Source organism: Priestia sp. TRM10, assembly GCF_057808375.1.
This window is the reverse complement of sequence record NZ_JBJZOT010000015.1, coordinates 934,305-946,588: the sequence shown is the minus strand read 5'-3', so window position 1 is coordinate 946,588 and position 12,284 is coordinate 934,305. Positions and strand designations below refer to the sequence as shown.

At 38.6% G+C, this 12,284-nt stretch carries 13 protein-coding genes; 12 read left to right on the top strand and 1 reads right to left on the bottom strand.

Features of this window, described 5'->3' with window-relative positions; all coding sequences use genetic code 11:
- Positions 1-51: 51 nt before the first annotated feature.
- From ACK3CR_RS21615 to ACK3CR_RS21605, 3 genes are all read left to right on the top strand, one after another.
- The gene (locus ACK3CR_RS21615) at positions 52-570 is read left to right on the top strand and encodes a L,D-transpeptidase (protein ID WP_410914578.1); all 519 of its coding nucleotides are present in this window, start codon (positions 52-54) and stop codon (positions 568-570) included.
- A 90-nt stretch (positions 571-660) separates the two neighbouring features.
- The gene (locus ACK3CR_RS21610) at positions 661-1,467 is read left to right on the top strand and encodes a M15 family metallopeptidase (protein WP_488976098.1); all 807 of its coding nucleotides are present in this window, start codon (positions 661-663) and stop codon (positions 1,465-1,467) included.
- 22 nt (positions 1,468-1,489) lie between these two features.
- Positions 1,490-1,930, top strand: coding sequence for a GNAT family N-acetyltransferase (locus tag ACK3CR_RS21605; RefSeq protein WP_410914580.1), 441 nt, complete (start codon positions 1,490-1,492; stop codon positions 1,928-1,930).
- A 29-nt stretch (positions 1,931-1,959) separates the two neighbouring features.
- On the opposite strand, the gene prli42 is transcribed toward ACK3CR_RS21605, so the two are convergent.
- Entirely contained in the window at positions 1,960-2,055 is a 96-nt protein-coding gene (gene prli42 / locus ACK3CR_RS21600; protein WP_019391577.1) for a stressosome-associated protein Prli42, read from the bottom strand.
- Between the two features lie 140 nt (positions 2,056-2,195).
- Between prli42 and mce the strand changes: the two genes are divergently transcribed.
- The 9 genes from mce to ACK3CR_RS21555 all read left to right on the top strand — a co-directional run bounded on the left by mce (position 2,196) and on the right by ACK3CR_RS21555 (position 12,215).
- Entirely contained in the window at positions 2,196-2,612 is a 417-nt protein-coding gene (mce, locus tag ACK3CR_RS21595) for a methylmalonyl-CoA epimerase (RefSeq protein ID WP_243517814.1), read from the top strand.
- Positions 2,605-4,146: an acyl-CoA carboxylase subunit beta gene (locus ACK3CR_RS21590; protein ID WP_419182610.1), complete on the top strand. Its 1,542-nt coding sequence runs from the start codon at positions 2,605-2,607 to the stop codon at positions 4,144-4,146. Before mce ends, ACK3CR_RS21590 begins: the two co-directional genes overlap by 8 nt.
- Positions 4,147-4,173: 27 nt before the next feature.
- Positions 4,174-5,295 (top strand): tripeptidase T, encoded by a 1,122-nt coding sequence (locus ACK3CR_RS21585; protein ID WP_243517819.1) that lies wholly within the window; start codon positions 4,174-4,176, stop codon positions 5,293-5,295.
- A gap of 147 nt (positions 5,296-5,442) precedes the next feature.
- Positions 5,443-6,330: a nitrilase-related carbon-nitrogen hydrolase gene (locus ACK3CR_RS21580; RefSeq protein WP_243517828.1), complete on the top strand. Its 888-nt coding sequence runs from the start codon at positions 5,443-5,445 to the stop codon at positions 6,328-6,330.
- Positions 6,331-6,366: 36 nt separating this feature from the next.
- Entirely contained in the window at positions 6,367-7,725 is a 1,359-nt protein-coding gene (locus tag ACK3CR_RS21575; RefSeq protein WP_243517830.1) for an NAD(P)-dependent oxidoreductase, read from the top strand.
- Between the two features lie 17 nt (positions 7,726-7,742).
- A complete protein-coding gene (preA, locus tag ACK3CR_RS21570) occupies positions 7,743-9,026 on the top strand; it encodes an NAD-dependent dihydropyrimidine dehydrogenase subunit PreA (protein ID WP_243517832.1) in 1,284 nt (427 codons plus the stop codon).
- A 13-nt stretch (positions 9,027-9,039) separates the two neighbouring features.
- Complete coding sequence (gene hydA / locus ACK3CR_RS21565) at positions 9,040-10,455, top strand: dihydropyrimidinase (protein WP_488976097.1); 1,416 nt, start codon at positions 9,040-9,042, stop codon at positions 10,453-10,455.
- 66 nt (positions 10,456-10,521) lie between these two features.
- Positions 10,522-12,000, top strand: a complete 1,479-nt coding sequence (locus ACK3CR_RS21560; protein ID WP_243517836.1) for an NCS1 family transporter — start codon at positions 10,522-10,524, stop codon at positions 11,998-12,000.
- A gap of 17 nt (positions 12,001-12,017) precedes the next feature.
- Positions 12,018-12,215, top strand: a complete 198-nt coding sequence (locus ACK3CR_RS21555) for a hypothetical protein (RefSeq protein ID WP_061801905.1) — start codon at positions 12,018-12,020, stop codon at positions 12,213-12,215.
- Positions 12,216-12,284: the final 69 nt, after the last annotated feature.

Here is a 12,284-nt window from a genome sequence, read left to right as displayed (position 1 = left end):
TATGAGAATAACGAGAAAAGTGAAGAATAACCGCAAAAAGGAGGGGGTTTTTTGAAACTTCTACGGTTTTTATGTTTGGCGCTTTGCTCTTTTGTACTCTTTCCATCACATGCTTATCAGCAAGAACAAGAACCGCTTGTTATTGTAAATAAAGCTATCAATCAAGCTGCGTTTATTAAAGGAGATAATATTATAAAAGTTGTGGATGCTGCTTCTGGGAAAACAGAAGAGCTAACGCCAGAAGGTCTTTTTACCGTTATAGTGAAAGCTGAAAATCCATATTATCGGAAAAATGATATTGAAGGAGGGAGTCCTGAAAATCCTCTTGGCACAAGGTGGATTGGATTTGACGCTCGTGAAACAGACGGTAGAATTTACGGTATTCACGGAACAAATCAAAGTAGCTCAATTGGTCAATATGTAACAAACGGATGCATTAGACTCTCAAATGAAAATGTAGAATGGTTATACGAAAACGTCCCTAAAGGAACGAGCGTTTATATTGTAAAAAAAGACGTGCCTTTTCAAGTTTTAATAGAGGAAGTCAAAACATTAAGGCATAAAAATTAATTTGTAAAAATTGCAAAAAAAAAGTTGCTTCTTCTCTCTTGTAGGATATAAACTATAAGCACAAAATCTAAATAGGGAAAGGGCTATCGTATGGAGAAGAAGCCGGTTCAGCGTAGTATGAGAAGAGACAGGGGGATTTTTGGGCGTTTATTTTTACTGTTTTTTCTCTTTTTTATTTTAGCTATTGTTCTTATTGTTGCTTTTAATTTTCAAAAGGAAGAGCCTACTCACACCAAAACAAGTGAGCAGAAAGAGAAGAAAAAACGTGAACCTGCTTTTCCTGCTCTTTCGGAAACAATTGATCAAAAAGTTCAAGGAGTATCAGTTATTTCGAATCCTAATTCTTTGTTGCTTGTTGTTAATAAAAAACGAAGTCTCCCAGAAGGATTTGTCCCACAGAATCTTGTCGTTCCTAACGTTGAATTTTCTTTTAGCGGCGAGGCGGAGAAAAAGTATTTACGACAAGAAGCTGCAGAAGCACTTGAGAAGTTATTTGCTGAAGGAGAAAAAGAAGGGATTAAACTTTATGCTGTTTCAGGTTATCGTTCATATGACCGTCAAATTACTGTATTTAATCAGCATGTACAGGAGTATGGAGAAGCGGAAACAAAAAAAGTCAGCGCAGTTCCTGGAACAAGTGAACATCAAACAGGCTTAGCAATGGATGTTTCTTCTCAGTCGGCAAACTTTCTTTTAACAGAGCAATTTGGGGAAACAGAAGAAGGAAAATGGCTTAAAGAGAATGCCTATAAGCAAGGCTATATTATTCGTTATCCAAAAGGAAAAGAAGAGGACACAGGGTATTCTTATGAACCATGGCATATTCGGTATGTAGGAAAGGAACATGCTACTTATCTATATAAACAAGGATTAACATTAGAAGAAGCTAGTAGATAAAAAGAGATGGCGGAGGGGAATTATGCACATTGTAGAAGCCTGTGTAACAGATTATAAAAAGATAGCCGTTCTTTTTAACGAATATCGTGTTTTTTATAAACAGAAAAGTGATATAAAAGCTGCTGAACGCTTTATTTATGAACGTTTACACAACAAGGAATCTGTCATCTTTTTAGCTTTAGAGGAAGGTGAAGCTGTAGGTTTTGCTCAGCTGTATCCTTCTTTTACTTCAATTGGAATAAAGAGAATCATTATTTTAAATGATTTGTATGTTACAGAAAAAACGAGAGGAAGCGGAGTAGGTGCCGCTCTTTTACAAGAAGTAAAGGAGTACGGCAAAAAAGAAAAGAGAGATTCAATTGTTTTGCAAACAGCAAAAGATAACGCTCGTGCTCAGCATCTATATGAAAAGTTGGGCTATCAAAAAGACGAGCACTATTTCTATTACTCCTTATCTTTATAGAAAATGGACCTTTTAGTAAGGTCCATTTTCTATACCCATGTGCTAATACCAATCATAATGGTAGAAAGAATCATAATACCAAGCATAATCATTACAATCGTTTTTTGGATTTTCTTATTAGACACTTTCGGCCAACTCCCTGTCTTTTGTTTGTCTACATTGTAGCTTGTCCTGAAGCATTCGACAAGCGTTGTGATATAAAAGGAAAAAAGAGAAACATATAGAATAGATATAGAAAGAATACGATAATGATAGGGAGGATGCAATGATTGAAAAAGTAGATCATATAGGAATTGCTGTCCATTCAATTGAAAGCGCTTTATATGTGTATGAGAAACTGCTTGGTCTTACTCTAATTGGGGAGGAAATTGTGGAAAGTCAAGGTGTAAAAGTAGCATTTTTAGAGACGCCATCAGCTAAAATTGAACTTCTTGAACCATTAGAACAAAAGGGAGCTATTTTTTCGTTTTTAAATAAAAGAGGAGAAGGTATTCATCATATTGCTTTTCGGGTTCAAAATATAAGAGCAAAAATACAAGAGCTTGAAAAAAAAGGTCTCACAATGATCGATAACAAACCGAGGATAGGAGCCGGAGGCGCTCTTATTGCTTTTTTACATCCATCTTCAACACATAAAGTACTTATTGAGCTTTGTGAAAAAGGAGGAGATCAGCGTGTATGAAAAACTTTATAGTCTTCACGACAAGAAGGAAGCAGTTGAACTTGGAGGTGGTAAGGAGGCTATTGAGAAACAGCATAAAAAGAACAAGTTAACGGCAAGAGAACGGATTGATTTGCTTCTTGATGAAGATTCTTTTGTGGAACTTAATCCTTTTATAAAACATCGTTGTCATGATTTTGGTCTTCATGAAAAAGAAGCCCCTGGTGAAGGTGTTGTGACGGGATATGGAAAAATAATGGGGAGGCCTATTTATTTATTTTCGCAAGATTTCACCGTTTTTGGAGGCGCGCTTGGGGAAATGCATGCAAAAAAGATTACGCATGTAATGGACTTAGCGGCGAAAACAGGAGTTCCCTTTATCGGATTGAATGATTCAGGAGGGGCTCGTATTCAAGAAGGAGTAGCATCTCTTGATGGGTATGGTCATGTTTTTTATCGAAACGTCATTTACTCAGGCGTTATTCCTCAAATATCCGTTATTATGGGCCCTTGCGCTGGAGGAGCTGTTTATTCTCCTGCGATTACCGATTTTGTTTTTATGGTCGAAGAGAGAAGTCAAATGTTTATAACAGGTCCGAAAGTAATCGAGACTGTAACAGGAGAAAAAATAGCTGCAGAAGATTTAGGAGGGGCACATGTTCATAACGCCATAAGCGGAAACGCTCATTTTTCAGCTCAAAGTGAAGAAGAAACATTAGCAAATGTCAGGAAATTGCTGTCTTACTTACCTCAAAATAATCGTGAACAACCACCCTATGTTGCTGTTCAATCTTCCAATGATGATCGCCCAAATTTACTTCATATCGTACCAGATAACCCTACACGCCCTTATGATATCCGTCTTGTAATTCAAGAAATTGTAGATCATAACACCTTTTTTGAAATTCACCGAAATTTTGCGAAAAATATTGTTGTTGGCCTTGCTAGAATAGAAGGACAAACAGTTGGATTAGTATGCAATCAGCCACGCATTATGGCGGGAGGACTTGATATTAATTCTTCAGATAAAGCCGCTCGCTTCATTCGTTTTTGTGACTGTTTTAATATTCCGCTCATCACGCTTGAAGATGTGACAGGGTTCTTTCCTGGTGTAAAACAAGAGCATGGTGGTATCATAAGACATGGAGCAAAGATTTTATATGCTTATTCAGAAGCAACAGTGCCAAAGTTAACCGTTATTTTACGTAAAGCGTACGGTGGAGCGTATGTTGCTCTAAACAGCAAAGCAATAGGTGCAGATCTCGTGTATGCATGGCCTCACGCTGAAGTTGCCGTTATGGGGCCTGAAGGAGCTGCAAACATTATCTTCGCTCAAGAGATTGCTAATAGCAGTAATCCTGAAGAGACAAGAAAAAGCAAAATTGAAGAATACCGAGAAAAATTTGCAAATCCTTTTGTTGCTGCAAGTCTTGGGATGATTGATGACGTTATTGACCCAAGAGAAACAAGAATAAAATTGAAGAAGGCACTTGAAATGCTTCGTCACAAAAAAGAAGAGCGTCCAGCGAAAAAACATGGAAATATTCCACTGTAACACCTACAAACTAAGGAGGAGTACATAATGAAACTTAATGAACAACGTTTAGTAGACACATTTTTACAACTTGTCAAAGTAGATTCTGAAACAAAATACGAAAATGAAATTTCAGAAGTACTAAAAGAAAAATTCCAATCACTTGGCGTGGAAGTAAAAGAAGACAATGCCAAAGAAGCAACAGGACATGGAGCAAACAACTTAATTTGTACTTTAAAAGGTACAAAAGAAGGCGTTGATACAATTTATTTTACGTCCCATATGGATACAGTTGTTCCTGGTAAAGGAATTAAGCCACAAATTGAAAATGGCTATATTAAAAGTGATGGAACAACGATTTTAGGAGCGGATGATAAAGCAGGCCTTGCTGCAATGTTTGAAGCTTTGGAAGTTATTAAAGAAGAAGGAATTGAGCATGGAACAGTAGAGTTTATTATTACGGTTGGAGAAGAGTCAGGACTTGTTGGAGCGAAAGCATTAGATCCAAGCATGATTACAGCGAAGTTTGGATATGCATTAGACAGTGACGGAAAAGTAGGAGATATTATTGTTGGTGCTCCAACTCAAGCAAAGGTTCAGGCAACAATCTATGGAAAAACAGCTCATGCTGGGGTAGCCCCTGAAAAAGGCGTTTCAGCTATTACAATTGCTGCTAAAGCTATTTCAAAAATGCCGCTTGGCCGCATTGATGAAGAAACAACAGCAAACATCGGTCGTTTTGAAGGTGGAACACAAACAAATATTGTTTGTGACCAAGTCCATATTCTAGCAGAAGCTCGTTCACTTGTAAGCGAAAAGATGGAAGCGCAAGTCGAAAAAATGAAAAAAGCGTTTGAAGAAGCAGCAGAAGAAATGGGTGGAAGAGCAGAAGTAGAAGTGACGGTCATGTACCCAAACTTCAAATTTAAAGATGGAGATCATGTTGTTGAAGTAGCGAAAAAAGCAGTTGATCGCATTGGAAGAACATCTCGTCTTCTTCATAGCGGCGGTGGAAGTGACGCAAACGTGATTGCTGGTCACGGTATTCCAACGGTTAACTTAGCTGTTGGATATGAAGATATTCACACAACAAACGAGAAGATGCCAATTGAAGAACTTGTTAAAACAAGTGAACTTGTACTTGCTCTTATTCAAGAAGTAAGTTGTTAAAAAAAGAGCACTACACATTGTACATAATGTGTAGTGCTCTCTTTTTTTATTTTACATGGTGTATAGTGTAGAAACGAAAGGATTCTAGTAGAATAAGTATTAATTTCAGAAAATTTAGACACTTGAACAAAAAAAGGGGGAAGCGAGATGGACAAAATAAAAATCGGACTTATTCAGGCATCACACAATGTGGAAGGAAATGAGCCTGTTGAACTTCACAAAGAAGCGGCTATTGAAAAACATATAAAGCTTGTGAGAGAAGCAAAGGAAAAAGGGGCCAACATTATCTGTATGCAGGAAATCTTTTATGGACCCTATTTTTGTTCTGAGCAAAACCCAAAATGGTATAGTGCAGCTGAACAAATTCCAGAAGGATCTACAACCAAAAGATTTATGGAGCTTGCCAAAGAATTACACGTTGTAATTGTCTTACCGATTTATGAGCGTGTGGGAGTTGCTACGTACTATAACACAGCAGCTGTTATTGATGCTGATGGAACATATTTAGGGAAATACCGAAAACAGCACATCCCCCATGTTGGGGCTGGAGAAGAAGGATATGGGTTTTGGGAAAAGTTTTACTTCAAGCCTGGAAATCTAGGGTATCCGGTTTTTAAGACAGCATATGGAACAATCGGCGTTTATATATGCTATGATCGTCATTTCCCAGAAGGAGCTCGAGTGCTTGGTCTTAAAGGAGCAGAAATTGTGTTCAATCCATCAGCAACTGTTGCTGGTACATCCGAATATTTATGGAAGCTCGAGCAGCCTGCACATGCTGTTGCGAACGGTTATTACGTTGGAGCAATTAACAGAGTCGGATTTGAAGCCCCTTGGAATATGGGGGAATTTTACGGTCAGTCTTATTTAGTAGATCCGCGCGGTCGTTTTGTTGCAACAGGAAGCAGAGATCGGGATGAAGTCATCATTGGAGAGGTAGACCGCAAGCTTATCCAAGAGGTAAGAGATGCTTGGCAATTCTATCGAGATCGCCGTCCTGAAACATATGAAGAAATGACATCACTTCTTCCGTAACAAACGATTTTTATTCTAGAAAAAGAAGGTGTGTAAATGGAGAAAAATCTCATTGAGCAGCTGAAGGAAAATTTTGAAGAGGTTGATAAAGGGTTAGGAACCAAGAAGGCACTTAATGAAGCACACCGATGTTTATACTGCTATGACGCCCCTTGTATTAAAGCATGTCCCACAAGTATTAACATCCCAAGTTTTATTAAGAAAATTGCTTCTGGAAATATAAAAGGCTCAGCTCGCGTCATTATGGAAGCAAATCCTGTTGGAGCAAGCTGTGCGAGAGTTTGTCCCACAGAAGAACTTTGTGAAGGAGCTTGTGTATTAAACAGCGATAGTGCCCCAATTCCAATCGGAAGCTTGCAGCGTTATGCAACAGATTGGGCAATTCACAACGATGCTCTTCTTTTTCAAAAAGGAGAAAGCAATGGTTTAAAAGTAGCCATAATTGGAAGCGGTCCTGCTGGTCTCTCAGCAGCACGTGAACTCGCACGCTTTGGATATAGCATCACAATGTTCGAAAAAAGTGAGAGAGCTGGAGGATTAAATACTTATGGTATTGTGTCTTTTCGCTTGCCGCAAAAAATTTCATTTTGGGAAGTTTCTCAAGTAGAAAGACTCGGTGTAGAAATAAGAACAGAGACAACAGTTGGAGAAGATATAAGCGCTGAAGATATTCTATCAAGCTATGAGTTTGTTATTTTAGCAGCTGGTATGGGGTCTGTTCCTCATTTACATGTAGAAGGAGAGCAGCTTGAGGGTGTTTATGATGCAATCGAGTTTGTGAAAAATACGAAAACAAAAGAACTAACAGAAACATTTCAAGGTAAGAAGGTAGCTGTTATTGGAGCAGGAAATACGGCAATTGATGCTGCGACGTGCTCAGTTCGACTCTGTGCGGAAAACGTGAAAATTGTGTATAGAAGAACAGTAAAAGAAATGACGGCCTATGATTTTGAGTACGAGTTTGCTAAACAGGATGGAGTCGAGTTTCGATTTTTAACGGCTCCAAAGGAGATTATTGGAGATGAGCAAGGGCGTGTAAAAGCATTAAGATGTGTCAAAATGAAGCTTACAGAGCGTGGAAAAGATGGTCGAAGCAAGCCTGTTGAAATAGAAGGAAGCACATTTGATATGCCTGTGGATGTTGTAATTAAAGCAATCGGACAAACGCGACATACCTCATTAATTGAGCAGTTCGGCCTTGAACATGAAGGCGGTGTTGTAAAAGTAGAGGGACGGACAATGAGAACATCAAAAGAAGGAATATATGCATGTGGTGATATCGTATTTGGAAAAGGTTATGGAGATGCAATGGTTGTTACAGCTGCAGAACAAGGAAAAAACGTAGCTTATGAGATTCATAAGAGTGTTACAGAGAGAAAGAAAAATTTAGCATAGGGAAGGGAGAGAAAAGAATGGCAGACTTACGTGCAAATCTTGCTGGAATACAGTCTCCAAATCCTTTTTGGCTCGCATCAGCACCTCCAACAAACTCTGGCTACCAAGTGCAGCGTGCATTTGAAGCAGGATGGGGAGGAGCTGTCTGGAAAACGCTCGGAGAGCCTATTTTAAATGTTTCTTCTCGGTTTGCTGCAGTTAGCTTCAACGGTCAGCGTGTCGCAGGTTTCAATAACATTGAACTTATTACAGATCGACCGCTTGAGGTGAATTTAAAAGAAATTGAGGACACAAAAAAGAAGTTTCCAAACAATGCTATTATCGCTTCTCTTATGGTGGAACCAAAAAGAGAAAAATGGCACGAGATTGTAAAAAAAGTCGAAGCTGTTGGTGTAGATGGACTTGAACTCAATTTTGGCTGTCCCCACGGTATGGCTGAACGAGGAATGGGAGCTGCATCGGGGCAAGTACCAGAGCTTGTTGAGAAACAAACATATTGGGCAAAAGAAGTTGCAACAAAGCCATTAATTGTAAAGCTAACTCCAAACATTACGGACATTACAGTAACAGCCAAATCCGCTGTTGAAGGTGGTGCTGATGCTGTTAGTATGATTAATACAATTAATAGTCTTGCAGGAGTGGATATTCATAGTTGGAATACAATTCCACATGTGAACGGGAAAGGAGCACATGGAGGATACTGTGGACCAGCTGTAAAACCAATTGCTTTAAATATGGTTGCCGAATGTGCAAGAAATCCTCATATAAATGTACCGATTTCAGGAATGGGTGGAATATCTAGCTGGCAAGATGCTGTTGAATTTATGCTCATGGGAGCGTCAGCTGTTCAAGTATGTACAGCTGCTATGCACCACGGATTCAGCATTGTAGAAGATATGATAGACGGGCTTAACAATTACCTTGATGAACGAGGTCTGAACGCTATAAGCGATTTAGTAGGCGGAGCTGTTAGCAAATATAGGGATTGGGGAGATCTGGATTTAAATCATAAAGTTGTAGCGCGAATTAACAATGAAACATGTATTAACTGCAACAAATGCCATATTTCCTGCGAAGATACGTCACATCAATGTATTGATATCTTAAAGGGTGAAAACGGAAAAGAATATTTACAAGTGCGAGAAGAAGACTGTGTTGGCTGTAATTTATGTTCTATCGTATGTCCTGTTGATGGAGCCATTTCTATGATTGAAATTCTAAGTGACAAACCAATGACGTGGAATGAGAGGCAGGCGGCGCTTTCAGGAACGCCGGTTTCTATGATGAAAGCAGCGGAATAAAGGAGGGGAAAACATGAAGAAAATTATTAAAAATGGTTGTATTGTAACGGCTTCAGATACGTTTGAAGGAGATATTTGTATTGAAGGAGAGCGTATTGTAGGGATTGGTAACGGGTTTGATGAAGATCATGCAGAAATGATTGATGCAAAAGGGCTTTATGTATTTCCAGGAGGGATTGATCCTCATACACATCTTGAAATGCCTTTTGGGGGAACGGTTAGTAAAGACGATTTTGAAACAGGAACAATTGCTGCAGCTTTTGGAGGCACTACAACTGTTATTGACTTTTGCCTTACTAAAAAAGGGGAGCCGCTCCAAAAAGCCATTAACGAATGGCATGATAAATCAAGTGGGAAAGCGTTTATAGATTATGGGTTTCACTTAATGATCGGTGAGATAAATAGCACTGTATTAAATGAGCTTCCATCAGTAATCAGTGAGGAAGGGATTTCGTCTTTCAAAGTATTCATGGCTTATAAAAATGTTTTTCAAGCGGACGATGCAACACTTTTTCAAACATTAAAAGAAGCGGAAAAACTAGGCGCACTTGTAATGGTGCATGCTGAGAATGGAGATGTTATTGAATATTTAACAGAAAAAGCGCTTAAAGAAGGGAAAACAGATCCTATTTATCATGCGCTTACAAGGCCACCTGAGCTAGAAGGAGAAGCAACAGGGAGGGCAGCTGTTTTAACAGAGATGGCAAACTCTCAGCTCTATGTTGTTCATGTTACTTGTCAAGAGGCAGTCACTAAGATTGCAGAGGCGCGTCGCCGAGGGGTCGATATATGGGGAGAAACGTGTCCTCAGTATTTAGTTCTTGATCAATCTTATTTAGAAAAGGAGAACTTTGAAGGAGCAAAATACGTTTGGTCTCCGCCTTTACGTGAAAAGAAAAATTTAGACTATTTATGGAAAGCTCTTCAAAATGGCGAGCTGCAAACGATTGGCTCTGATCAATGTTCGTTTGATTTTAAAGGTCAAAAAGACTTAGGTCTCGGTAATTTTACGAAGATTCCAAACGGAGGGCCAATCATTGAAGACCGTTTTAGTATTTTATACTCAGAAGGAGTAGCAAAAGGGAGAATATCACTTGGGCAATTTGTTGATCTTGTATCAACAAGATCAGCTAAGCTTTTTGGATTATATCCTAAAAAGGGAAGCATTGTTGTTGGGGGAGATGCTGATTTAGTTTTGTTTGATCCAAAGATAAAGCGAACGATTTCTTCGTCAACTCATCATATGAACGTAGATTATAATCCATTTGAGGGAATGGAGGTTACAGGAGATCCTGTTTCTGTATTAAGCAAAGGAGAATTTGTTATCAGAGACAAAAAGTTAGTTGGTAAGAAAGGTCATGGTACTTATATAAAGAGAGCAAAATATAAAGAAAGTCTTCTTACTGCGACAGCTTCACTTCATCTATAAAAACGGCTTTGCCCCTTATTGTATGAATAGGAATAATAGAGTGAAAAGGAAGAAGGGGTGCTTAAAATGAAAAGAAAAGAAAATTATTTGAAATCAAAGGACTTACTGCCTGTTGCGCATAGCACGCGGAAGATTGGTACGCTAAGCTTCGTATTTATGTGGATCAGCATGGCTGTTGTACTTGCTGCTTTTGCCATTGGCGGCTCAGGAGTGCAGAATTTACCACTTGGTCTTGTTGTGCTTGCGACTGTGATTGGCTCTCTTTTGATTGGCTTGTTTATTACGATTATTGGAGATATCGGTATTGAACATGGTCTGTCTTTTCCGGTCTATATGAGAGCTCCTTTTGGTACAATAGGCACTCATATCCCTTCTGTTATAAGGGGTGTTGCTGCTTCATGCTGGTTCGGCATCAACACTTACTTTGGGGCAACAGCTATGAACAGTATCTTAAATGTACTAATAGAGTTTGATAACTGGTTTCTTTGTTTTCTTCTTTTTGCACTTCTTCAACTCCTTAATACAGCACTTGGTATTAAAGCTGTAGAGCGATTTACCGATCTTGCAGCACCTGTTATTATTCTTATCTCTGCATGGATGTATACAACATTATCAGAAAGCGCTGCTGAAGGAGGGAGAGACGTTTGGACATGGATTGAAAATCCTACAACAGGAATTGCAGCCTTCACTGCTTTTATGATTGTGATCATGGGAAATATGGGATTTTGGGCTACGCTTGCGACAGATATTCCTTCTATTTCTCGTTATATTAAAGCACCAAAGTACGAACGGAGCTGGCTCAAACGCAATAAGTCTTCTTTAATTGGAAGTATGGTTGCCCTCCCATTAACCCAGACGTTCATGGTCATCATTGGAGCTGTTTCTTATATTGCTGTCCAAAACTATGATCCTGTTGTTGCCTTACAACAATCAGCTAGCGGTTTTGTATTAGGTGTGCTTCTTTTGATGATTGTATTTGCGCAATGGTCAACAAATATTGCGGCAAATTTAGTTCCAGCTGCAACTATATTCTCTAATGTTGGCGGTCCTAAAATGCCGTTTTGGATGGGCGTTTTTTTAGCAGGTATTATCGGGTGTTTTTCACAACCTTGGAGCTTGTTTGAAATGTTGAATACTGTTCTTCTTATTGTAGGGGGTATTCTTTCAGCAATTGTAGGAATCTTATTTTCAGATTACTACTTACTTCGCAAACGACGTGTAAATGTAAAAGAACTGTATGAACTGCAAGGACAATATAAATATTATTATGGATTTAATGGAGCTGGCTTTATCTCTTGGGCAATTGGAGGAGGAGTAGCAACTTTCTTTTCTACGTATTCTTTTCTTGTCGGTTTTTTTGTTGGTGCCCTTTTGTATTATGTGTTAGGAAAGTTTTGGTGGTTTGTGAAATATCCTCAAAAAGAAATTGAAGATCCTAGTGATGAAAAATATTTAGGAATTACAGTAGGAAGAGATTGGGATATTCCTTTAGAGGAAGAGGAGGGAATATCGCTACCGCTTTCAACTTCCAAGGTAGAGACGTAATCAAAAGGAGGGATGAAATGTCAGAGTATGCACTCTATAAAAAAGAACGCAAAGATATTGATCGTTTAATCCAAGATGGCTACAAAATTACTCATGTTTTAGAAAATTTAAGCGGTGCTTTTTTAACATTTAAACATAGTGAGAAAGCGGAAGAAAATCTTCATATCTTAACAGCAGATGCTAGAAAGTATTTTATGAGATACATTATGAAGTAGGAAAAGGGAGGGGGGACCTCTCTTTTTTTCGTTATTTTAACGAGAGGTAACTTTTAAGTTACATTTTAT

Coding starts and splice junctions, on each gene's coding strand:
- ACK3CR_RS21610 (WP_488976098.1), top strand. CDS start 661: ATGGAGAAGAAGCCGGTTCAGCGTAGTATGAGAAGAGACAGGGGGATT.
- ACK3CR_RS21605 (WP_410914580.1), top strand. CDS start 1,490: ATGCACATTGTAGAAGCCTGTGTAACAGATTATAAAAAGATAGCCGTT.
- mce (WP_243517814.1), top strand. CDS start 2,196: ATGATTGAAAAAGTAGATCATATAGGAATTGCTGTCCATTCAATTGAA.
- ACK3CR_RS21585 (WP_243517819.1), top strand. CDS start 4,174: ATGAAACTTAATGAACAACGTTTAGTAGACACATTTTTACAACTTGTC.
- ACK3CR_RS21580 (WP_243517828.1), top strand. CDS start 5,443: ATGGACAAAATAAAAATCGGACTTATTCAGGCATCACACAATGTGGAA.
- ACK3CR_RS21575 (WP_243517830.1), top strand. CDS start 6,367: ATGGAGAAAAATCTCATTGAGCAGCTGAAGGAAAATTTTGAAGAGGTT.
- preA (WP_243517832.1), top strand. CDS start 7,743: ATGGCAGACTTACGTGCAAATCTTGCTGGAATACAGTCTCCAAATCCT.
- hydA (WP_488976097.1), top strand. CDS start 9,040: ATGAAGAAAATTATTAAAAATGGTTGTATTGTAACGGCTTCAGATACG.
- ACK3CR_RS21560 (WP_243517836.1), top strand. CDS start 10,522: ATGAAAAGAAAAGAAAATTATTTGAAATCAAAGGACTTACTGCCTGTT.
- ACK3CR_RS21555 (WP_061801905.1), top strand. CDS start 12,018: ATGTCAGAGTATGCACTCTATAAAAAAGAACGCAAAGATATTGATCGT.